Source organism: Escherichia sp. F1 (assembly GCF_046764225.1).
GTDB lineage: Bacteria > Pseudomonadota > Gammaproteobacteria > Enterobacterales > Enterobacteriaceae > Escherichia > Escherichia coli.
The window spans coordinates 2984776-3009448 of record NZ_CP177202.1 but is presented as its reverse complement, the minus strand read 5'-3'; the positions used below and the strand labels follow the sequence as shown (position 1 = coordinate 3009448).

The following is a 24673-nucleotide window of genomic DNA, read 5'->3' as shown; positions in this document are numbered from 1 at the left end:
TTAAAATCTGAATGTCATATCGAATTCAACGTATAAGTTGTGTTCTCTGTCACCGTCATAAGGTCGTTTTTCCCAGCGTAGCGTTGCGCCAGCATCAATCACGTCATTCCAGCTAATGCGTTGCCCGTAGCCGAGTTGGGTGACGACATCCGTGCCATAATGTTTTTGCCAGGAGGCACCAACACCTGCGCTGAAGATTTGCTCCCAGCTATTTTCATAGCTACGCCATAACAAATGACTTGCCTCAAATGCCGGAACAATATCGAACGTTTTTATAGGGTTGTAGTATGGAGTGTCGTGTTCTGTATTTTGTTCGTAATACAGATTGGGGAGGAAATCGACAATCAAATATGGTGAAGACCAGATGCGTTCCTGACCCTCAAGTGAGACTTCATGACGCTGATTACTGTCAGAAAAATCAGTGAAAGCCCAAGAGACACCGTACTTACGCCGCTCATTTTGATACCAGCGAACATAAGCCTGTGCACTGTTGCCTGTAACACCATTTTTCATTGCCCGTAATGGAACGCGGTGAGAGAGTCGTTCCAGTTGCGAACCAATACGCCAGTTATCATTAAAATCATACCAGCCAGACAGGCGCGCGCCGGGTTTATGCTCATGATTGAAAAAGCGTTCGGTGTACTCCGCCTCAAGCCAGATATTACGTGACCGCCACTCAACACCCGCAAGCCAGTCGCGAATAATCCCTTTTCCTTCGCTAAATTGTCCATCGGCATAACCGAATCCAGCAAAACCGCGCCAGTTATCATTCAGCGGTGGTGAATAAACGATGGTGGTTAAGTCGACATCATGTTTGCCACTATCCGGACCTTCGGCATCAATTCCTGTTGAGCCAGCGATACGAAGCTCTGCAAGATTATGTACATCAACCGCACGTTTTAAACGTACAACGCCGGGATCTTGCGGTTCACGTTCGACAACATCGTGCGTTAAGACCGCTGCCTGCTGCCATTCTTGTAACGTTAATGCTGTCCAGGCTTGTTCAACCTCCAGATTAATATTACGTGGCTCGATCACTTCTGCTTTTTTTAATTCATTTTCTGCCGCACGAGGCCAACCGCGGGCTTGTAACACACTCGCGTAATCAATGCGCAGTCCCTGATTTCCTGGTGCGTTATAAGCAAGCTCTCTGGCTGTCATTTCAGCCTGAGGAAGATCATTACTATATTTTGCTACGGTTGAGAGAAACGAATGCCCCTGTAACCAGGTATCATTCGGGATGCTCGTAGGCGTGCCCATTAACCGAAGGAAAGGCGGCGAAGTATTAATGGTATGTTGGGTGACAGTTAGCGCGCCGGGATAATTTTCACTCTCCAGGTGGCTGTAAAAGAGATCCGCAAGTTCTTCATCGGATAAATCCGGGGCAATGGTCTCCTTGTGATAAAAGAGCTCTGTCATTATTGACTGTGCTTTTTTTGGCTGATGTTCTTTGAGATAAGCCGACGCAACCCAATATTGCGCCCAGGGCGGAATAATTTGCCCCGTCTTTTTTAAACGCTGATAGTGAGAAATAACGTCTTTATAACGATCGCGAGTTAATAACGCGCCAAGATGATCAACCTGAATACGCTGGTACTGGGCAGTGCGGTCAGGGTTATCATGCCACAGAATTTCTAATGCAGCGTATTGGGCGAGGGCGCGATCGGCAATGGCATAACGTTCACTTTCACTGCGCGTAGGCATAAACGACAGTCTGACCAGTTCGGCATGAATATCAGCGCGAATATCTGGCGTTAAATTGGCATCGTCAATCGCGGCAGCAAGTTGATTATTCCGTAATGCCTGCACGTATTCTGTGGGATATTGTTGCGTTAAGGCATTTTCAGGTAATGACCCTGTCATCGCCCGTAATTCATCCTCATGCCGCCCCGCCAGTTTATAGATATAGGCTTCTGCGAGTAAATTAGCTTTGTCCGGTGCTCCAGAGTTAAGCTGCTTAAGTTTAACCAGCGCAGAATCATAGTGACCCGCATCTGCCAGGGTTAAAATTTGTCCCCGTTGATAATCCTTATTTTGCGACTCCAGAGAGAGTGCCTTTTGCCACAGTGTAAGCGAGTTTTGCCATTGTTGCAGGTTACGATAAGCGACGGCGACAGCTGCATAACCACGCGCTGGTAATTGCTGATGACGGTAGCGGTTGTAAACGGTAATAACCTGTTTATCTGCCCGGCCCATAAGGCAATCTGTAACCAGTCAGCAATTTGGTTATTACTGAGTGCTGATTTTTGTGCAAACCATAACAAAGCTGGCTGAGTATTTCCCTTGCGAGCTTCGATAATCAATGCATCATAGGCATTATTAGCAGCACTCTTCGCCGCGGGACTCGCTGCTAAAAATGCGGCAGTAAGAATTTTCAAAGCCCATTTGGTTTTCGGGCACCTTTTTCTGCTACTTGAATACATCCTGTATTACTCCATGTATTGCCAAAATCTCTCTCTGTATCTAATTACAGGTAACTGAAACGAAAGATATTTTTTTTGCACATCATAATCCGTTATTAAACGCGGAAGAGAGACGTGAATTGTTGATGATGAGAAGAAGAAATGATGAGTAGAGTATCCATATAAAATCCTTTTCTCGCCTGAAAATCCATTCCAATGATGAGGAACTTCAGGAATACGGCATAAATCCCAATGCCTTTTTCAAAATAAATTAGGATTAAAATAATTAAATCAGTAAATTCCGATGCATGATATCGGATTTTTCGAAAGTCCTGATGAAGTGCAGCGTTACTGTACTCACGGATTCAATTGTTATTCCTAATATATCTATGAATTAATGTTTTATAAGGATTTCCTTATAACCATTTATATGTATTTGCAAGCCTGTCTTGTCGCGAAGAATGTATAAAGCACTAAGGTAATAATAATTGCGGTCTGCAACTATCATCATCGGTATTGTTTGTGGGCGGAATTTCATATTGACAACAGTACAGTTCTTATATCTATTAATAATAGAAAGGGATCTACAACCTACAGATTGGTGTAGCTTTATGGAAAAAGACTATTTGAGAATTAGTAGTACTGTATTAGTGAGCTTATTGTTTGGGCTTGCTTTGGTTTTGGTGAATAGTTGGTTTAATCAGCCAGGCGTTGAGGAAGTTGTTCCACGATCAACCTATCTGATGGTAATGATTGCTTTATTTTTTATCGATACTGTTGCATTTATTTTTATGCAGTTGTATTTCATTTATGACCGTAGGCAATTTTCAAACTGTATACTTAGTTTGGCTTTTCTGAGTTGTTTGATTTACTTTGTTAAAACCGTCATTATCATTCAGCAAATTATTGAGGGGCGTTTGACAAGCAGTGTTGTTCAAAATGACATTGCAATCTATTATTTGTTTCGTCAGATGAGTTTGTGTATATTAATATTTCTGGCATTGGTGAATAAAGTTAGTGAAAACACAAAACAGCGTAATTTATTTTCCAAAAAAATGACTTTGTGCATAAGTTTGTTTTTTGTTGTTGGGGGGCCGATAGTTGCTCACATACTTTCTAGTCATTATGAGAGCTACAATTTACACATTGCCGAGTTGACCAATGAAAATGATCAGGTGGTTTGGAAAACATCATATGTTACCATAATGATTTTCATGTGGTTAACCTTGCTTTCAGTTAATCTATACTTTAATGGTTTACGCTGTGATATCTGGAATGGAGTGACGGTGATTGCTTTTTGTGCCGTACTGTACAATGTCTCTCTTTTATTTATGAGCAGGTATAGCGTGTCCATTTGGTATATTAGTCGCACTATTGAAGTAGTCAGTAAGTTAACCGTTATGGTAATATTTATGTGCCATATATTCAGTGCGCTACGAGTAACAAAGGACATTGCACATCGCGATTCCTTAACCAATATATTTAACAGAAATTATTTTTTTAATGAACTGACAGTTCAATCAGCATCGGCCAAAAAAACGCCTTATTGCGTCATGATTATGGATATCGACCACTTCAAAAAAGTCAACGACACCTGGGGGCATCCGGTTGGCGATCAGGTGATAAAAACAGTGGTGAGTATCATTGGGAAAAGCATACGGCCAGATGACCTTTTTGCGCGCGTCGGCGGCGAAGAGTTTGGCGTCTTGCTGACGGACATCGATACTGAACGTGCGAAAGCTTTAGCGGAAAGGATTCGGGAAAATGTTGAGCGTTTAACTGGTGATAATCCTGAATACGCCATACCACAAAAAGTGACGATTAGTATTGGCGCTGTTGTGACTCAGGAAAATGCGTTAAACCCGAATGAGATCTATCGACTGGCTGATAACGCACTATACGAGGCGAAAGAGACCGGGCGTAATAAGGTGGTTGTGAGGGATGTGGTGAATTTTTGTGAGTCACCATAAAGCGGCATTTTAGCGGGTGATTTTGGTAAGCGCTAAATAGCTATTCGCAGACATGCGTAACAATTTTCAGAAATATCATAGTACTATATGATCTTAAATGCTTATCATTGATCAGTCTGCTATCACCCGCTTTTACTGGCAATTGTACTATAATTTCTTAGGTTGCATCACCCTGATGCGTGGGGAAACATGTATGGTATTCAACAAAAAAATGTTTGTACTCATTATAATACCAGGCATTCTGGGGGTGTTACTATCGTTTGCTATGTCAATATTTCAAATGAATCGAGATACGACAATTACCGCCGGTATTCTGTTAAAACAGCTTGATAATGTTACGCAAATTGTCAAACATACGACAAAGCTTACTTCTATTCTGGTGATGAAACCCTGCAAAGATATCCTGGAACAATTGATTGTTAACGGAGCATTGACTCCCTATGTTCGAACAACGGGTCTTATAGAAAATAATTTCCAAATATGTTCTTCAGTTAGCGGTTTCAAAAAAATGAATGTTAACGATGTTTACGGTACGAGCTTTCACAATAAAAATAAAGAATCACGTATAGTATCAATTAGCGGTACAAGTTTTGTGCCAGGTAAAACAGCAATAGTGTTCCTTATGCCAATAGGGAATGATATGACAGCTTTTAGTATTGTAGAGTCACGATATATCTATGATCTAATGGATGTTCTTGATGATGAGAATGATGATTCATTTTCTCTTCGTTTTACTGAAGGGCCTGCAATTATTAGTGGTGTAAATAATAATGACAGGTTATATATGTTAAAAAGAGATTTTAATTCTGCGATCAGTCAGGCTCGTCTTACAGTTACTACGCCGATGATTTCGTTATATCCCTATATCATTAGCAATGTGCTTTATATTTTGCCGTTATCTATTATTCTTTCTTTTATTCTCTATTTCTTATGGCAGCACTGGATGTCACGGAAAATGTCGCTGGCAGAAGAAATTAAAAAAGGAATGTCATCCGGAGAATTTTCAGTGCATTATCAACCAGTGTGCGACACGACAACCAAAGCGTGTCTGGGGGTTGAAGCGTTAATGCGCTGGCAACGCGAAGATGGTAAAAATATATCTCCGGTAGTTTTTATCCGCGCTGCAGAAGAGGAAAATTTAATAATACCGTTAACTAAACATCTCTTTGAACTGATTATTCAGGATGTACAAAGCTGGAAAGTGAAAAAACCGTTTCACCTTGGGATAAATATTGCCGCGGAACATCTTGCACATCCTGATTTTGTTGCTGATGTTTTACATATTAAAAATGCAATATCTGATAAATTTAACATTGTCCTTGAGATTACCGAACGCAATCTGGTTGAAGATACTGATCTTGCATTACAGAAAATAAATGAATTAAGGATCCATGGCTGTGAATTTGCAGTTGATGATTTTGGCACGGGATATTGTTCACTTGGCCTTCTACAAAAGTTGTCTGTTGATTATCTTAAAATAGATAAAAGCTTTATAGACACACTCACTACAGCGGAAGACGAAACGCCAGTTTTAGATATTATTATTAAGCTGAGTAATCGACTAAATTTGATAACGATTGCAGAAGGTGTCAGTACTCCTCACCAGGCAGAATATCTTATTCATAATAACGTGACATTAGTTCAGGGATACTTATATGCAAAACCAATGAAAGCGACAGAGTTTTATCAGTGGTATATAAACAGATAAAGAATCACCTTATATTAGAATGGTATTTTATTGTCTTAAAGTATAAACAAAGCAATCAGAATGCTATTAACTGGTGACAAACGCCAGGAGCAACAATGCTGTTAGTGAGTAATACATATGAAGCGTGGTGTCCTGCCTGTAGAGAATACGTAGTTATAATCATTTTGACGCGTAACATAATAATTAATTGAAGTGTCTGCTTTTATGAAGAAATCAGAAGTGATATTTTCAAGGACTTCATCGCTAATGTTATCATCTTTTTGTATTTTTTGGATTTTAACTGTGGTGAGATAAACGGTATCACGGAATTTCTTGTATGTAAAACTCACATATCGGCGGATGAAGCCCATCTTTTTTCCATCTACCGTGTATGCACCCGTGAGATACATGTTTCCTGTGTTATTTTCAGAAATCATATTTAACGAAAAATATTGATCCATTTTTGTATGATCGGTGAAATTAATAACATGGGCATTACATGATATGTTTTGCTCTGCTGGTTCATTAGCATGATGAAACGCAATATGGCTCAGAATTGCTGCAATAAAAGCACATAAAATTATTCCCGCAAACAGAAAATATCTTTGAGTCATATGATTACTCCGCTTTATAATAGAGAGAGTTGCAATTATTTGGTGATTCAGAGTTTAACATTTGACTACAGGTGAAAGCATAAAACCCGCTCATGCTATCATTTGTTGCAATGTAAATGTAAGGATGTATTTTGCAGTTGACTTCCATTTTCTGCAATTTTTCAATAATCGGTGATAGCATGTCTACGGAATTAAAGTATTTATTATCATAGAAATAACTGCATCCTTCCTGAGTAGGGTATTGAGCATAATTTGAGAAAGCATCTATTTTTTTTATAGTGTGGGATTTGCTTTGAAAAGCCATATCGAAAAAATAAGAAGATATATACACTATCCCCCATGCAGCAAAAAAACAAACTATAAGTAATGTATTCTTTGTGGTAAATATACCTTTTGCAACGTGATTTTTATTTATATTTTCAGTGTGGGTGCCATTCTCTTCACTCTCTTCGCTCTCAACACTTTCATTCTCATTGTGATTATTGTCGAGAACAGTTATGTTGATTTCTTCATTGATTTTGAAGCCTTTACGTGGCACCGTTCTGATAACATCATTAAATATCGTCGCTGAGCTGATTTCACGAAAGGAACGCCTTATCATCGATATATTTTGATATAAAGTGTTGGTTGCGACTTCGGCACTGCTATCGCTCCAGACTTTTTCAAAGAATTGATTGTGTGACACGACACTATAAGCGTTATCTAAAAGTAACTTTAAGCATTTTTCCGCAGGATAAGTGAGTATCACTTCCTCTGATGTAAGGAGTGATGTTAACTTATTAGATGATGAGTTGAATCTTACTTCATCATTTATAATGTAGATCATTACATTTTATACCTTAGTTGTGTATTACAAATCCAGTATTACTCAGAAAATAAAGGCAAGAACATTAAGTGCACTATAGTATAATTTCCTAGAAATGCAAATGTGAATTATCTGATTTTTAAGAATAATCTTGATTTAATTGAAATTCTTAAACGATGTATATTTCTATTAAATGCTTTCTGCAGTGATGTGAATTAGGGGTTTTCTGCATGTACTGATAGAAACTGCGTATCCCCGTTATAGGGAAAGAACGGGTCGCATCCTCCACCCATGACACTAACCGTGTGATTGGTAGTTCCCTGCTGTGCACTTCTGGTGAAATAGAAGAAGCTCTATGCGCCGACCGATACTGTCTTTTATCCGATTATTTACCAGTGACACCTTGATATGAGGTGATGTCTATTATTGCTAGGAGGTAATATATGCTTATGTTATTATCCAAAGCGCCAATAGTAATTTAGATAAAGATTATAGGTCAGCAAGCAAATCCAGTCTGTATTTTTGTGCGTACTGCATAACATCTATGATGGCTATATTTTTAAGTGATGCATCACTACTTAAATGTATATAAGATTTGATGTTTATTATTCATGCTGAGTTTTAACGTTTATATTTTTTTATTGAAATCTAAAAATTACTTAAATTATACCTTAAATATTACTTACTCATAAGGAGCAATGTGTGATATGAGCTTTTCTATTGAAGATTTTTCATTGGATTTTTTTTCATTACATAACAAGGTGGCCATCGTAACTGGGGCCGCGGGTGAACTGGGGAGAGGCTTATGCTCGGCTCTGGCCAAAGCAGGGGCTAATCTGTTGTTGGTAGACATCAAAGAGCCTGATAATAGATATTTAAAGCATTTAACTCATGAAGGCGTTGAAGTTGAGTTTATGACAATAGACATAACAAAACCTGATGCAGCATGTACCATTATTAATAGGTGTCTGGAGCGTTTCGGTCAGTTAGATATTCTGGTCAATAACGCGGGCGTGTGTAACATTAATCGTCCTATCGATTTCAATCGAAACGACTGGGATCCGATGATTAATCTCAACCTGAATGCTGCATTCGATATGAGCCAGGCCGCATTGAATATATTTGTCCCGCAAAAAAAAGGAAAAATTATTAATATGTGTTCAGTATTGTCATTTCATGGGGGACGTTGGTCGCCAGGGTATGCTGCGACTAAACATGCTTTAGCGGGGCTGACCAAAGCGTATGCCGATGATTTTGCGGAATATAATATTCAGATCAATGGTATCGCCCCAGGATATTATGTGAGTGAAATGACAGCGATTATTTATAATAACCCTAAAATAAAAGAGTTAATAAAAGGGCGTATACCAGCTCAACGCTGGGGAAGGGCACAGGATCTTATGGGTGCAATGGTGTTCCTCGCCAGTGCCGCTTCAGATTATGTCAATGGACAACTATTAGTTATTGATGGTGGATATTCAATTCGTTAACGATTTTTGGCTGCGTTGAGGTGTTTTGACTGGAAAATGGAGTGGAGAGATTTTGTCATTTCTCCACTTCCGGTACTTCAGGTAGGTATAGTGGTTATTCGTTAGCGTTGAACCATCGCGATGAGTTTACATACCACTCAGAGCATTATTGCGCTAATTGTTGCTTTATCTGTGAACCATTATCATCGAGATATGTCGCGGCAACCACACCACTAACGTTATTACTTGCTAACCAGTACCGTCGTTGACTGAAGGGTTTTATCATCATATCGCTTTCTTGCTGTACCTTCGTAGCCCCAATGCTAATGGAGGTGAAAGAGATATTCAGTGGTGTTGGGTTATTAAGCTCAATATAGCTGCTGCTGCCGTCGTTACCCAGATGCCAACTTATTTTACGCATAGCTTCTTCAGGTGTCATAGTTACAGATTTAGGCCTGTAAAAGATTTTAAGTTGCGTATTCATTGCCAGCGTTAAATGTGTGGGATCTTGATGGGGAGTTTCTGGCGGCATTTCATAAAGATTTAACCAGAATGCAGATTCGCGATCCTGGGGAAGTGGGTCATGATTATAGATAATCCGCAACCCTTGGGTTCGTTTCGCTGCCAGGCGGAAAACAGGTGGCAGCACCACAAAGGGGGGAGAAGCAGCTTCTGGGGAGCCTTCACCATTATCTACCCAACTTTGCACCAGTACCGGGTAGTCATTGGTATTGACCAGCATCAGTGTCTTTTCCCGATCGCCATCGCGATAAATAATCCGTGAAGAAGCCGGCATGATGCCGGCTTCCACTGACTGTACGAACAAGACGGTTAAGAGCAGCAAAACGGATTTCATTGCATTTTCACCAATATATACGCCGTTGCCCGCACTTTTCCCGCACTGACTGTCTGATTTGGCAGTTTCTTCAACCGGGCGATAAAAGAGTAACTATAGCTGGAGTATCCGGGGTGAGTCGCCCCTTCTAATGTTGCCCCTTCAAATACAGGATACCACCCCGCTGAATTTCCTCCGGGGGTTAACTTCGCGATGCCTGGTTGACCAACCAGCGTCATCGCCGTATCGGGGTGAGCACTGTTAGAAATATAGATCCCAACGCCTTTTGCCATCTCTGCTGCGTCATAATTATCAGAGACCAGGGCGCTGACGCCGCCGTTGCTATTGATAATCCCCAGTTTTTGCGCTGCTGTATATGCACCTTCAGACACCTGGATTCCTAATGCTGTCTGAGTATCGCTAATCCCTGATTGAACTGAGTTACTGCATTCGACGCGGACATTAAAATTAGCGGTACTTTCCATGCCCGCATTCAGTTGTGCTTCTGCAATTGTCGGCAGCAATACTAGCGGCGTGGCGCTGCGGGCAACGCAGGTTGCATTGTTGTAGAGTCGATTTGCCGATCGCATTCCGTAACCAAAACCATTATCAACACCCCAAAAATCATAGTGATCCGCACTGTCCTCTCCCACTTCATCATGAGCAAATGGAATACCACTGGTACCGGAAAGCTGAATATAGGCATTAGGCTGAGTGCAGTTATAAGGTGTGCCGGAGGGTTTAGCATACCCCACACCGTCGCCATCAGTATTGTTATTACCGCAGTAACTGGTTGCGCCTGCGGTATCAGGCAGAGTACTAATACGATAAAGTTCAGCATGAAGAGGAGGGATATCCTGTAAACGGATCTGGATTTTAGTTCCCTGAGTGGCATAACTGGTGATGGGCACTTTCTTCCAGTAACGACCAAGCGTCACACCCGCCATGGTCTGCTTGAGACCGACAAAAGCAAACCAGGTGGCATAGACATCACTCAGACCATCAGGCCCGCCTGCATTGTGAAAGCCACCCACGCGGTCATCGCCATTGGTAGCGACCAGAAAATAGATGTTTGGCAAATCTGTTGCGTCACATTCCCACAGTACGGAGCTTCCTGACGCGCCACCTGATGTGTAGTTAGTGGAAGGGACGACCGTTGTCGCGAGTAGCGAGCCTACTGGCGCAAAATAGGTGTCGGTCATATTAATTTTTCCGAACTCAATGAGTGCCGATCTTCCGTCCTCCGTTTGTCCGACACGTGTATTAGAACAAGTGGCCCAGGCGGATGATTGTATTAGTGCCACCAATATGATGGAGCTAATCAGAATGTGTAAAAAAGTCGATTTAGACATCGGGTTTTCTCTGTATCAAGACTGACAGGTTTCATTCAGGCGGATGATAGGGCTATTGCTGTCTTTCCCGCTGATATCGAAGGGCAACTGGCAGCTATCGTTAGCGCCTTCACCCCAGCGAACTGACAAATGGCCTTTTGTCTGTTCTGTGCGGAGGTAAATTTGTCCCCCCTGACCGGCTATACCGACGACCGTATTATTCTCATCCAGCACATCGGCTCCCATTGGCAGTTCCGAACCATCTGCCATGCGGGATTTAATCAGCAGCGCTTTACCGGGACGGGTACGGAAGACTACTTTCACCGCCGCACCTGCAACCGGTGCTACCTGTTTTTCACTGTCGACCAGCTCGGCATCGCCATCCATTCCTTGTGGATCGAGAGATATACGGTTGTAGCGATAGGGCGTTACTGCCGGAACAAGCGCATAACCACTGTCATTAATTTCCAGCTGACTGGAGTTATAGACTTTTGCACCTTCTGCGCCTTTTGCTTCGACCAGGGCGAACGTTTCACCCAGATAAGGTCCAAAAGTGACGCCACCGCCATGTACGGCCATCGCGCCTTGTACGTTTCCGGAAGCCTGCCAGTAATCCTGGCCCTTCGATGCGTTCAATCCGACGGTAGTTTGTGAAAAACGTTTTTGCATGTTTCCGCTAAGCGTCGTCTGCTTATATTGTTGATCGCGCATGACGTTCAGGCTGTAGTTGGTGGTCTGTGCTTCATCAAGCATTCCGGTTAGCGAGCTTTGTAATTGCGAGCTACCGTCAGTTGAATGGGTCCAGCTGTTGCTAAGACTTGGTACACGAGGTCCATTGCCGCCAAGTGGGAATGAGAATGAAAGGGACGTTACCGTCTGCATATCATCAGAATTGTCTTTATAGCCGCCCATTCTTTGGCGTCCGACGGAAAGGTTCATACTGATGCCATGGCTAAAGCTATTGCTGTAACCTAACTGAAGCTGTGTATCACGGCTCTTGCCGCCACGGTAATTCTGTGTTGAACCTGACACAAACAGGTTGCCGTAATTCGCAAGGCTCTGACTTAACGTAAGATCAAAGCGCGACTGTTGACGCCACTGGCTGGAGTCCCATGACTGTTTATTGCTGGCAGCATGGCGTTCTCCCAGCACATCAGCCAGATCACGATAGCCGCTGGTAGAGTATCGATAACCTGCCAGGGAGACGGTGGTTGACGTGGGCTGGAAAGTTTTACTCCAGGTTAATTGCGACATCCAACCACTCTGCGCTTCGCTTTCAGGAACACGCGCATGGGACCAAGTGAGGTTTGCCCCAAATGCCCCCAGCGAACTGCCATAGACTCCGCCAAGCATCAGCGCCTGGTAGCCATCAGCAATACGCGAGCCACTGTTAAATGTTAGCGTATTAGTCAGCCCGTGCTGCCAGGTGAGGTCACCAAACATCGAGTCATCACCGCTATCCTGCGTTTTCCCTACTTCTACGTTATAACGGGAGGTTCCGGGACGCATCGATTCTGGTACGGCTGAAAAGGGGACACTGAATCGACTGACAGCGCCGTTAGCTTCCGTAACGGTGACATCCAGATCGCCGCTGTAGCTGGTGGGGTATAGGTCGTTTATTTCGAAAGGCCCAGGAGCCACGGTAGTCTGATAAATTTCATGACCGTTTTGCATTACCGAGACTCTGGCGTTTGTTGCTGCCACCCCGCGAATAGTCGGCGCATAGCCGCGCATGGAGTCCGGCAGCATACGTTCATCGGTCGCGAGACTAACGCCGTGATAACTGAGTCCAGAGAAAAATCTTCCGCTGGTGATAAGCTGCCCCATCATTAACTGGCTATTTATGGCGGGCAGCGGGCGTTGCAAATAGCTACGAATATTGTTCCACTGATTCCCTTTGTCATTATCCCAGGTCATGTTGGATAACTGACGATATTGCCAGGCACCAAGGTTGATGCCACCATTAAATGATGCCCATAGCGAACGCTGGCTATGAGCATTCTGCCCTGAATAGGCAACGTTGTAATAGTTGGCAATATAATTCATGAACGCCAGCGATGCTCCGGTATCCAGCTCGCTGGGAGGGACATAGCCGCGAGGGCGACTAATCAATTGACTCTGAGGCACCGACAAGTCAAGGCGCAGTTGTGACAACTGTGTCTGGCTGGTGATGCCGGGAGCGAGTTCCTGAGCAAAGGTACAGACCGGATCTTTTTCCCCCTTATCTTCCCCTGTTTTGAGGCCTATCGCGTCCGCGACTTCAGGCGTCAGGCAGGGCAGAACGCGACCATCAGCGGCTTCTTTAAACGTGACATTCCAACTACCTGACAACTTATTGTTGGTGTAGATATCCATTTTATAATTGCCCGGTGCAACAGACTCACGAGTTGTCAGTTTTGCCAATGACGACTGACTAAATCTGCTGCCGCGAAAGAGTTGCGGGTCAAAGGTGTAGTTGTCTTCATCTGACGGTGTAGCGGGTGAGATTTCTTTCCCCATAACCGGCTGGCAGAGTAAAACCAATATTGCCGCAGAAATTGACACAACGGATTTATTCATCTCGACATACTCGTGCGTGAAAAAGGATACCGCTCAAAAAAGGGGAAAGAGCTTATAAGGCATGCTCAGACGTGACATTTACGCCATAGTCATTGACGGTCACTAAATGAATCTGCGCACCGGGAGCGACGCTGATGCCAGAGCGTAGTGTCCATTCAGTTGTGCTTTGAGGTGCAATCATGACGGAATTCGCGAGGGGGACTTTTTTACCGTTATTAAGCAGTTCAGCGGCGCGAATCACGACGTAATAGCCCGTGGGATTCGTCACTTCAATGCGGTTCTGTTTTACCTGGTAAGTCAGGTTTTTTGGCGCGTCACTGGATTTACCGACAATCGAGCTGGGACGATAGAAAATTTTGACTCGATTAGTCAGGGCCAGGATGAGCTGGTTCTGACTTTTATCGTTCTTATTCAGATAAGGTAGTTGACTGAAACTAAACCAGAAAACAGACTCGCGATCCTGCGGTAAATTATCACCAGTGTAGAGCAGGCGTAACGCCTGACCTGCGGCAGCTTCCATGCGAAATGTCTGCGGGGTTGGCATAAACGGTACATTCTTGTCAGAACCACGTTCATCCTCAACATGGATATTAATGATATAGGGCTGATCGCTGGTATTTCGCAACTGGATGGTTTTTTCCTTTGCGTCACCAGGGAAAATAATACGGGTTCCGGTCATTACCACGCTGGCAAACGCGCTGCTGCTCATGCTCATGGAAAATACAAGTACCAGTAAATATGCAAAAATGTTCATTCTTATCTTTTCCATGTCCATGAAAAATCACTATTAATTGTGCGAAGAAATACTGGCTGACATTTACTGCCAGCCAGTAGATTAATTAGAGGTAGCTCAGGGTGTATTCTGCGACAGCGGTAATTTTACCGGCAGTGGCAGCTGCGCTATCGATAACGAAGTAACGCGCACCGAAGTCGTAGCTGGCTTCAGTATCGCCAACTTTCAGGGTCAAACCCGGTACGTTAGTCGCGCCAGCCAGAGTTACTGGGTTACCAGAAGTGCTGGAATCCATTAACTGAATGCCAAAGCCTTTCGCCGCGTCGCTGCTGGTATCACGGTTTCCCATAACACCCGTGCTAGCGTCCACGTCGTAGCCCAGGAAAGTGGTGTTGATTGCCTGATCTGCACCAGTCGGAGCCTGGCAGTTAGACACAGAAACCGTAAACGGCGTCTGGCCTGCGCTCTGGCCATCAGCTAAAGTTGCACCGAAGTCAGCCATGGCTACGGTCGGCAGCAATACTACTGAATTGGTTTGACCGTTGATATTTACGGAACAGGTCTGATCGGTTACTTCACCCTGAAAAGTGACTGTCGGTGCAGCCATGGTAGAAAAAGGTAATGCGATAGCTGCCAGCAGAGCTGCTTTTTTGAAAGTAGAAAACATATTAATATCCTTGAAATTTAGAGTTAATATAGAACGAGATAATTAATGCAATTGATACAATCTGACGTTTTTAAAACCGGTAAATCTCCTTAACTGTATAAGTGCCTTGAAAATGTAAAAGCCATCACTATCACAAGCAATTTCAAACTTGTTGAAAACCGATATTTTATAGTGACTAATGTACTTGACATCCTTTTTTAGCAGGGTGTGCAATATTCTTTTATTATCTATCTTAAAATATAAGTAATAGATATCCCACTCATACCTTGTCAGAGTCACCTGTCTGACTTGCTGGTCTTTATCAGTACTTTTAATCAAAGTAATGAGTTTATTCAATTTTATATATCGGCTAATGAATGTTTGCTCTGAAAGTGAAAAGAAGATATTTCTGTTTTTCATCTTTCTGAGTGAAACAATCATTAAAAACCTGGCCAAATCTGGCAGTTTTGCAAGTATACTTACGTCATCCACTGCGACAAGAAGTACGTTTTTGGTAAAGCGGTTATCAAATCTAAGTGTACTTAGGTCATTATTACATGCATTTTGAGAACAAAAAAAACACTCAATAAAAAAACGATAATGGTTACCTAGTTTTGCACTTAATCCCTGAAGGTAATATAGATCATCCGAAATGATAATTACCCTTGTTAGTAAGTTCTTGTTCATAGCACTAACTCAATTGCTTGCAGCAAAACAGCCCATCTTCATGGAGTAAAAATTTTGAAAGTGAATAAAACTTATTACTAAAGATGTAACAATGGGCTTTCCATATGCGACATAACAACTGCAGTAACACAACTAATCTTTGCGTGTGCTTTATACAGAGAGTAACAGCGTGATATCTGTATCTCTAAAAGAATAGCAATGTCCTGCAATCGATGAGCACAATATATGACATTCATCACATGTATAACAATTGAATTTTCATTCATACTGATGTTGAACGGTAATATAGTAATTTAATTCTTACCGAAAGATGATGAACAGAGTTTTATTCTGAATAAGAGTGTTTTTTGCGATTTTCTTAGGTTGTAAATTCTGCATAATGGCTGAACCTATTACTTTTTATGTCAAAAAAGCCGTTTTTATAAGAATAAAACAACGATATTTAAGAGTGCTGGCAGCGGAGAAAAGGGCTAATACAGTCATTTAAGATTACTTCAGCTTTTCCTGTGGTGAAAAATGAGCGGAATTGTAGCGCAATCTGTAAAAACAATTTCTCTTAACTAATAAAAAATCGCTAATAATCATTGTTTTAGATTGATTTGTTGCAAAATAATAACAATATTATTAAAATCATTACAATCTTTAATTTAGAATAACATTTTTATGAAGGCCAGAGTACGTTAAGGGATGATGTATAGCGGTGATTGCTATTAGATGGGAATGAAAGCTTGCCAAACCGTTTTGCTCTTCTTTCTCCCTTTCAACGATAAGCCAGGCATAATGTGGCTGCTTAAGCCAATTGTCGCAAAGCCAAAGCTCTCTATATAGCTAACCTCATGGTTAATCCGATCTCAGTAATACCATGAGCAAGAACTATTTCCTTTTTATATAACTCTTAAGGGTTACAAGCGTGAATGCAAGTGGTAATATAATGAAATGTCGCCTGCCCGTAATGACCATAAAGAATCTACCCCGACGTAAAAGATATAGAGAATAAGATGCAGTAATGATGATGCTTTGTTAATCAAATAACAAGATTTAAATTAATTGTAACTCATCAACTTTGTTTTTTTATTCGGATGTCTGAAATGATGTCGTACAGAAAACTACATATCATTTCAGACATCCTCTAAATTGGATTTTTTTCACCCACGGAGGAAGGAGGGGGGACTTTTAAATTATTGAGTTTTAGTAAGTTAGGTACTTCGCCGTTCGATGAAAAAACAATAACTCTTAGTTGTTTTTTTTGAGTCCTTATTTCAGCTTATTTTCCGTGATTTTTTATTGCGCCAGGTGATAGGATTTGCCGCAATCATTTTTGCTGATATTCCGTGAGTCATCAAAAGTGATCTGCATGTCCAAAATGAATAGCATCAATAAGGAAAACGTTAGTGGCGATGATAAATTTAAGTAAGGAAGCAACGGTGGGTAAAGCATTAACCCCTATTGCTATACTTATGATGTTGTCTTTTCCTGTAGCTTCTCAAGCGGCGGGATTAGTCATAAAAAATGGAACGGTATATAACGCCAATGGTGTGCCAGTCGTTGACATCAACAAACCTAACGGTAGCGGTTTATCTCATAATGTCTGGGATAACCTAAACGTTGATAAAAATGGTGTCGTTTTCAATAACAGCGCTAATGAATCCAGTACTTCACTTGCCGGAAATATTCAGGGAAACAGTAATCTGACCTCCGGGTCGGCGAAGGTGATCCTGAATGAAGTTACTTCCAAAAATCCTTCAACCATTAATGGGATGATGGAAGTTGCAGGGGATAAAGCGGATCTGATTATTGCCAACCCGAATGGTATTACTGTAAACGGTGGTGGTTCAATCAATACAGGTAAACTGACCTTAACCACCGGGACGCCGGATATCCAGGATGACAAGCTGGCCGGTTATTCCGTGAACGGCGGTACCATTACGCTCGGTAAACTGGATAACGCTAGCCCGACAGAAATTCTGTCCCGTAACGTGGTGGTTAACGGCAAAGTGTCTGCCGATGAGCTGAACGTTGTTGCTGGCAATAACTATGTTAACGCCGCAGGCCAGGTGACCGGTAGCGTATCCGCCACGGGTTCCCGTAACGGTTACAGCGTAGATGTTGCCAAACTGGGCGGAATGTATGCGAACAAAATCAGTCTGGTTAGCACCGAGAAAGGTGTAGGGGTTCGCAACCTTGGCGTTATTGCTGGGGGTGTTAATGGTGTCAGCATCGATTCCAAAGGTAACCTGTTAAATAGCAATGCCCAGATTCAGTCTGCAAGCACGATCAACCTGACGACAAATGGTACTCTGGATAACACCACCGGTACGGTGACATCTGTAGGCACTATCTCGCTCAATACCAACAAGAATACTATCGTGAATACCCGTGCGGGTAACATCTCTACGATGGGCGATATCTACGTTAACAGCGGTACGATTGACAATACCAACGGCAAGCTTGCGGCAGCAGGTATGCTGGCGGTCGATACCAATAACGCCACGCTGATTAACTCTGGTAAAGGGAGTTCTGTCGGGATTGAAGCGGGTATCGTGGCGCTGAAAACCGGGACGCTCAACAACAGCAATGGTCAGATTCGAGGCGGTTATGTGGGGCTTGAATCAGGCGCGTTGAATAACAACAACGGTGATATTCAGACCACTGGCGACATCGCCATTATCAGTAACGGTAATGTGGATAACAACAAAGGTCTGATCCGTTCCTCCACCGGGCATATCGTTATTGGTGCGGCAGGTAGCGTAAATAATGGTTCAACCAAAACCGCCGATACCGGCAGTTCTGACTCTCTGGGCATTATTGCAGATACCGGCGTAGAAATTGGTGCGAACAACATCAATAACAATGGCGGACAGATTGCGTCTAATGGCAACGTCTCCCTGTCAAGTTACAGCACGGTCGACGATTATGCGGGCAAAATTCTGTCCAACAGCAAAGTGATTATCAAGGGAAGCTCACTGCGTAACGATACCGGGGGGATCAGCGGTAAGCAGGGTATTGAAGTCGCCGTTGGCGGCAGCCTGACCAATAACATTGGCGTGATCAGCTCTGAAGAGGGTGATATCTCCCTGTTAGCCAACTCAGTGGACAACCACGGCGGCTTCATGATGGGGCAGAACATCACGATGGAGTCGATGTCTGGCGTCAATAACAACACAGCGCTGATCGTGGCCAGCAAAAAACTGAAGATAAACGCGTTCGGTAATATTGAAAACCGCGATGGCAATAGCTTCGGTAATGCATATGGTCTGTACTTCGGCATGCCTCAGCAAACGGGTGGAATGGTCGGCAAGGAAGGCATCGAGCTTTCCGGGCAGAACATCTATAACAACAACAGTCGTCTTATCGCTGAGGATGGTCCTCTGACTCTCCAGGCACAGAACACGTTCGACAACACGCGTGCTCTGGTCACCAGCGGGGCGGATGCATCTATTCAAGTTGGCGGAACGTATTACAACAACTACGCTACCACCTGGAGTGCGGGCAACCTGGATATCGACGCGACCACGCTGCAAAACAGCAGCAGCGGTACGATGATCGATAACAATGCGACCGGGTTTATTGCATCTGATAAAAATCTGTCACTGGAAGTGGTGAATAGCCTTACCAACTACGGCTGGATCAGCGGTAAAGGCGATGTTGATGTCACGGTGAATAACGGCAACCTGTATAACCGCAATACCATTGCGGCTGAAAAGGGGCTGGATATTGCCGCGTTGAACGGTATTGAAAACTGGAAGGATATTTCTGCTGGCGGCGACCTGACGATGAACACCAATCGCCATGTGACCAACAACTCCAACAGCAATATGGTGGGGCAGAATATCGTTATTAACGCGGTTAACGATATCAACAACCGTGGCAACATTGTCAGTGACGCTGACTTGAACGTGACGACCAAAGGCAACCTGTATAACTATCTCTATATGGTGGGTTATGGGGATGTCGCATTAACGGCAAATAGCGTGGCGAACAATAACGCGACCATCGAAGCGACAGGCGATCTGATTATCGATTCGAAGGGCAACGTGGGTAACAACCGCGGTAATCTGCATGCGTTGAACGGCGTGTTGTCTGTAAAAGGCAGCAATCTGAACAACGACTACGGTGAAATTCGTGGTTATGACGATGTCACGCTGGCACTGACGGGCAACTACGACAGCTTTAAGGGCTCGCTGACCTCTGAAACGGGCGACGTGACTCTGACAGCGAACATCATAGACAACGCCTATGGTCTGATTGCCGGTGAGAATGTTTCTGTCGATGCTAAATCGACGATTTACAACAACACTGCGCTGATCGCGGCGAATAAAAAGCTGGTTATTAACGCTGGCGGCAACCTCGAAAACCGCGACGGGAATAACTTCCTGCGTAATAACGGCGCGCTGTTTGGAATTACCGACAACGTTGGCGGCATCGTAGGTAAAGAAGGTGTCACGCTTTCTGCTCAGAACGTCTACAACAATAACAGCAGCATCATCGCTGAAAATGGTCCGCTTAATCTGCTGTCCAGGGGAACGCTGGATAATACCCGCGCGCTTCTTAGCAGTGGGGCTGATGCCATCATCCGTGCGGCTGGTATGTTCTACAACAACTATGCCACCACTTACAGCGCCGGTAATCTCGACGTTTATGCGGCGTCGTTGAACAACGCCAGCGATGGTCGCCTGGAAGACAATACCGCCACGGGCGTGATTGCGTCTGACAAAAACCTGGATCTGAACGTGGATAACAGCGTCACCAACTATGGTTGGATCAGCGGTAAAGGGGATGTGCATTTCAATGTTCTGAAAGGCACGCTGTATAACCGTAATGCCATCGCAGCGGACAACGCGCTGACCATTAATGCCCTGAACGGTGTTGAGAACTTTAAAGACATTGTGGCGGGAACTGCGCTGACTATTGATACGCAGAAGTATGTTACCAACAACAGCAACAGTAATATGTTGGGGCAAACCATCGCGATCAATGCCGTGAATGACATTAATAACCGTGGAAATATTGTGGGTGATTATTCTCTGGGGGTTAAGACCACCGGTAATATTTATAACTACCTCAATATGCTGAGTTATAGTGTCGCTGGCGTATCGGCAAATAAGGTTACGAATAGCGGTAAAGACGCTGTTCTCGGTGGCTTCTACGGTTTAGCGTTAGAAGCAAACGAAACTGATAACACCGGTACTATTGTCGGCATGTAAGATGTAACCAAAGACAGCAGTGGCTTTTAATATTAATGCGTCATGTCACGCAGGGGTTGCTGCTGTCTTTATTTAGTTTGAGAAGATAATGCACTTACGATTTAATTTTGGTTTGCTGCTCATTCTTTGTTGTTTTCAGGTTGCAGCGAAAGACAGTCTTGATCATTTGATCAAGCAGCAAAAAAATGCAGATGAAAGCACGTTACGCGCGCATAAATTAGAAAAAAAAGATGTTTACTCAAATGCACAACGTGATGCGTTTACTCTGGGTGATCTGCCGCAGGAAAAGAATTGCTTTATCATTAATCGGGTAGAACTGGAAGATAACTTTCTGGGTGGTCAGTTGATTTCTGAAGTGCAAAAAGCGATTGCCGGACGTTGTGTCGGTAGTGCTGGTGTGCAAAAAATTGCTGCTGCCTTGCAGGATTATTATATTAATGCCGGATATATCACAACGCGAATTAGTATCCCTTCGCAGGATATTTCTAAAGGCAAGCTACGTTTCCAGGTTAATGCCGGGAAGATAGAAAAAACGATTGTGGAAGGTAATGACATCAGTGAATGGATGTTACCTTTTCAGCGTAACGATATTCTCAATATTCGCGATATTGAACAGGGGCTGGAAAATCTTCAGCGAGTACCTGACGTTGATGTGAAAATTAATATTGAACCGGGAACACGGGATGGTTATAGCATCGTTCATATTGATACACACCGGGGGAAAAACTGGAGCGTTCGGGCAAGTTACAACAATTGGGGCGATGAAGAAACGGGCCGTTACCAGACAACCGCGGTGGGTTATCTGTTTAATCCAGCGAAAATGGGGGATCTGTTTTATCTCGCCGGTACGCGTAGTACTACAGGACAGTATGAAAACGTCAGTAGTTATTATTCCATTCCGGTGGGTTACTGGGAGTACGGCTTTTTCTATAGCAAAAGTAAATCGCAGCAGGTGATTCCGCTTTCGTACATCTCGCTGGATTATGTTGGCACCAGCGAATACTTGAGCGCAAAGGCGACACGTACCGTTTATCGCGATAAAACAAAAAAATTCGCCGGTAGTGCAGAACTCATTCGTCGAAAGTCGAATTACACGCTTAATGGTGAGGAGCTGACATTACAGGCGCGGGATATGGGAAATATCAAACTGGGGCTAAATTATAAGCAACAGTTACCCGGCGCGTTCTGGGATTCAACCCTCTCGTGGCAACGCTTTTTAACCTGGTTCGGTGGTGAAAAAACGCCAGATATGCAATATGGCGACGTTAGTCCGGTAAGCAATATCTTTAATTTTGAGGGTAACTATACCCGACAAATAAAAAATGGATATTACAATACTGCTTTTTTTGCCCAGTACGCACCGCGTGAACTGACTTTGCAAGATCAAATTACAGTTGGCGATCGTTGGAGTATTCGCGGGTTTGAAAATAGCGTAGGTTTGTCAGGGAATGATGGTTTTTATATAAAAAATACGCTGGCATTTCCTTTGCCTGGAATGAAAGCTAACTATTATGCCGGTCTTGATTTTGGGCAAGTGTATCAGGACGCTTCTTATGGCGATGAATCACTGATGGGCGCGGCAGTTGGTATTGATGGAAACATTAAAAGTCTTGAGTATAACTTTTCCGTTTCTACCCCATTAAAGTATCCGGCGACATTAGATATTGATCGGGTGAATGTGAATTTTAATTTTTCGTACCAAATGTAAAGGATAACGAGATTAATGAGAATAGGGACAGATATTGTTGAAATTGCCAGAATAACCAAAGCCATTATTAATGGAGAGATGGCTTTTTATGAGCGTGTTTATACTGCTCATGAGCGCTTACTCATTAACCCTGCAGAACCTGATTATGAACGGGCCTCTGGATTCTGGGCGGCGAAAGAAGCGTTAGTTAAAGCGATTGGTTGTGGTTTTCGTGATGGCGTACGTTTCCAGGATATTGAAATAAAGCATGATGCGGCCAAAGCACCTTATTTCGTTATTTCCGGAAGACTACAAGAAATTTTTATCGGGCAGGGGTTGCAAAATAACTCCCTGAGTATTTCGCATTGCCGTACCCACGCCATTGCGACTGTCATCGTTTATTAACTCAACATATGTGATGAATATGTACAAATATAATGATTTAAATGAAAAAACCGTACTGGTGACAGGAGCCAGTGGTGATATTGGACTGGGTATTTGCGAAAAATATCTGGAGCAGAACTGCGATGTTTATGCGCTCTATAAATCCAACGACGTGCAATTAACGGCGCTGAAAGCAAGCCATCCTGCAGGCGATAAACTGCATATTGTGCAGTGCGATCTCGCCTGCCCACAGAGCGTGAGCGCATTGTGCGAACAGATAGAGCGCGAAGCTGGCAAGATTGATGTGCTGGTGAATAACGCGGGCATCGTTAAAGACAGCCTGTTTGCCTCGATGAGCTATGAGGATTTCACCCAGGTTATCGAAACCAACATGTTCAGCATTTTCCGTCTGACGAAAGACGCGCTGATGCTGCTTCGTGCGGCAGAAAATCCCGCCATTATTAACGTTGCCTCTATTGCAGCGCTGATCCCCAGCGTCGGTCAGGCGAATTACAGTGCGTCAAAAGGGGCGATCCTCGGCTTCACCCGCACGCTGGCAGCAGAAATGGCACCCTGGGGCGTGCGCGTCAACGCGGTCGCACCGGGAATGATTGAATCGAAAATGGTGAAAAAAGTATCCCGCGCAGTGGTCCGTGCGGTAACCAGTACCATCCCGTTACGCCGTCTGGGGAAATGTGAAGAAGTGGCAAACACCATCGTCTTCTTAAGTTCCTCTGCGTCCAGCTACATTGTCGGCCAGACCATCGTTATCGATGGCGGCCTGGTCATGCGGTGATTTATGTCTAAATACACGATTCCTTCGAAAATCTTCCTCGAAATGGGCGGCTGGCGTCAGCCACTGCTGATGGTCGATAAAATTGCAGATTATAAATACGGCGAAAATGGCTTTGTCAGTGTCGTGAAACACGTCACCTATAACGAACCGTATCTGCTGGGGCATTTCCCGGAAGATCCGATTATGCCCGGGGTGATTATTTCGGAAATCTTCGGCCAGGCCAGCGAGTATCTCTCTTTCCTGACCGACATTTGCGACATCTGGCGCGAACGTTTTGAGGAAGAACTGAAGTCGTTACGTGATATTCACGCACGTATTCACCGCCCTGAAATGCTGGAAATTATCCGTACCCGGCGCAGCCAGGTACGCGGCGTGCTGGCTGCTCAGAACCTGAAATTTAAAGACATCGCCTATCCGGGTGATTCTATTGATGTTGTCAGCAAATTGGCTTTTTCGGATGCCAGTGGCTTTAAACACTATTCCGTGACCGCGTACGTCGGTAAAAAGCTGATTAGTCAGGGCACCATTATCAATTTCCGTGAAACCAAGTAATCCAATAAGAGAGTAAATATTATGTCTACCATGAATGACGCTATTGAACAGCGTAAAGAAGTTCTGATGACCATTAAAACTGAGATCATCCAGCGCCTGAATATTCAACGCGATGAAGCGCAAATTGATGATGATACTGCGCTGTTTGGTAATGGTTTTAAACTGGACTCCGTCGATGCCACGGAAATTGTCGTCCTGCTGGATAAAGTTTTTGATATCAAGATCAGCGAAAGTGACGACCCGTCCTATATGCGCAGTATCAATAGTCTGGCCACCTTCGTTATTCAAAAGAAAAACGATTAACTACTTATT

General features: G+C 43.5%; 17 protein-coding genes and 1 pseudogene. 9 read left to right on the top strand and 9 right to left on the bottom strand.

Features of this window, described 5'->3' with window-relative positions:
* A pseudogene (pgaA, locus tag ACK8NJ_RS14720) lies at positions 1-2423 on the bottom strand (poly-beta-1,6 N-acetyl-D-glucosamine export porin PgaA).
* A gap of 590 nt (positions 2424-3013) precedes the next feature.
* Here pgaA and ACK8NJ_RS14715 point away from each other — a divergent pair.
* Together ACK8NJ_RS14715 and ACK8NJ_RS14710 are read left to right on the top strand one after the other, a co-directional pair.
* On the top strand, positions 3014-4372 hold the full coding sequence (locus tag ACK8NJ_RS14715; RefSeq protein WP_024230451.1) for a GGDEF domain-containing protein: 1359 nt from the start codon (positions 3014-3016) through the stop codon (positions 4370-4372).
* 97 nt (positions 4373-4469) lie between these two features.
* Positions 4470-6080, top strand: coding sequence for an EAL domain-containing protein (locus ACK8NJ_RS14710; RefSeq protein ID WP_122999254.1), 1611 nt, complete (start codon positions 4470-4472; stop codon positions 6078-6080).
* A gap of 101 nt (positions 6081-6181) precedes the next feature.
* Here ACK8NJ_RS14710 and ACK8NJ_RS14705 read toward each other — a convergent pair whose 3' ends face one another.
* Complete coding sequence (locus ACK8NJ_RS14705; protein WP_000194262.1) at positions 6182-6673, bottom strand: hypothetical protein; 492 nt, start codon at positions 6671-6673, stop codon at positions 6182-6184.
* A gap of 4 nt (positions 6674-6677) precedes the next feature.
* Positions 6678-7499, bottom strand: a complete 822-nt coding sequence (locus ACK8NJ_RS14700; RefSeq protein ID WP_411961743.1) for a winged helix-turn-helix domain-containing protein — start codon at positions 7497-7499, stop codon at positions 6678-6680.
* A gap of 686 nt (positions 7500-8185) precedes the next feature.
* On the opposite strand from ACK8NJ_RS14700, the gene ACK8NJ_RS14695 reads away from it, so the two are divergent.
* Positions 8186-8968, top strand: coding sequence for an SDR family oxidoreductase (locus ACK8NJ_RS14695; RefSeq protein ID WP_024229589.1), 783 nt, complete (start codon positions 8186-8188; stop codon positions 8966-8968).
* A 145-nt stretch (positions 8969-9113) separates the two neighbouring features.
* Here the strand turns inward: ACK8NJ_RS14695 and ACK8NJ_RS14690 are convergent, their stop codons facing one another.
* The 6 genes from ACK8NJ_RS14690 to ACK8NJ_RS14665 form a co-directional block, all read right to left on the bottom strand.
* Positions 9114-9803, bottom strand: a complete 690-nt coding sequence (locus ACK8NJ_RS14690) for a fimbrial biogenesis chaperone (RefSeq protein WP_064226651.1) — start codon at positions 9801-9803, stop codon at positions 9114-9116.
* Entirely contained in the window at positions 9800-11134 is a 1335-nt protein-coding gene (locus ACK8NJ_RS14685; protein ID WP_411961742.1) for a fimbrial protein, read from the bottom strand. Before ACK8NJ_RS14685 ends, ACK8NJ_RS14690 begins: the two co-directional genes overlap by 4 nt.
* A gap of 15 nt (positions 11135-11149) precedes the next feature.
* Positions 11150-13672, bottom strand: a complete 2523-nt coding sequence (locus tag ACK8NJ_RS14680) for a fimbria/pilus outer membrane usher protein (protein WP_024229592.1) — start codon at positions 13670-13672, stop codon at positions 11150-11152.
* Positions 13673-13724: 52 nt separating this feature from the next.
* Positions 13725-14426 carry a fimbrial biogenesis chaperone gene (locus ACK8NJ_RS14675; protein WP_001602202.1) on the bottom strand — a complete coding sequence of 234 codons (702 nt, stop codon included), beginning with the start codon at positions 14424-14426 and terminating at the stop codon, positions 13725-13727.
* Between the two features lie 85 nt (positions 14427-14511).
* On the bottom strand, positions 14512-15072 hold the full coding sequence (locus ACK8NJ_RS14670) for a fimbrial protein (RefSeq protein ID WP_000493082.1): 561 nt from the start codon (positions 15070-15072) through the stop codon (positions 14512-14514).
* Between the two features lie 42 nt (positions 15073-15114).
* Entirely contained in the window at positions 15115-15738 is a 624-nt protein-coding gene (locus ACK8NJ_RS14665; RefSeq protein ID WP_077782660.1) for a hypothetical protein, read from the bottom strand.
* 1391 nt (positions 15739-17129) lie between these two features.
* On the opposite strand from ACK8NJ_RS14665, the gene ACK8NJ_RS14660 reads away from it, so the two are divergent.
* From ACK8NJ_RS14660 to ACK8NJ_RS14635, 6 genes are all read left to right on the top strand, one after another.
* Positions 17130-20942 (top strand): filamentous hemagglutinin N-terminal domain-containing protein, encoded by a 3813-nt coding sequence (locus ACK8NJ_RS14660; protein ID WP_411961741.1) that lies wholly within the window; start codon positions 17130-17132, stop codon positions 20940-20942.
* An 88-nt stretch (positions 20943-21030) separates the two neighbouring features.
* Positions 21031-22650 (top strand): ShlB/FhaC/HecB family hemolysin secretion/activation protein, encoded by a 1620-nt coding sequence (locus tag ACK8NJ_RS14655; RefSeq protein WP_024230241.1) that lies wholly within the window; start codon positions 21031-21033, stop codon positions 22648-22650.
* A gap of 15 nt (positions 22651-22665) precedes the next feature.
* Positions 22666-23034, top strand: coding sequence for a holo-ACP synthase (gene acpS / locus ACK8NJ_RS14650; protein WP_001219669.1), 369 nt, complete (start codon positions 22666-22668; stop codon positions 23032-23034).
* Between the two features lie 13 nt (positions 23035-23047).
* Positions 23048-23809: an SDR family NAD(P)-dependent oxidoreductase gene (locus ACK8NJ_RS14645; RefSeq protein WP_001389574.1), complete on the top strand. Its 762-nt coding sequence runs from the start codon at positions 23048-23050 to the stop codon at positions 23807-23809.
* Positions 23810-23812: 3 nt separating this feature from the next.
* Complete coding sequence (locus ACK8NJ_RS14640) at positions 23813-24361, top strand: 3-hydroxyacyl-ACP dehydratase FabZ family protein (RefSeq protein ID WP_000049966.1); 549 nt, start codon at positions 23813-23815, stop codon at positions 24359-24361.
* Positions 24362-24382: 21 nt separating this feature from the next.
* Positions 24383-24664, top strand: coding sequence for an acyl carrier protein (locus tag ACK8NJ_RS14635; RefSeq protein ID WP_000106017.1), 282 nt, complete (start codon positions 24383-24385; stop codon positions 24662-24664).
* Positions 24665-24673 lie beyond the last annotated feature (9 nt).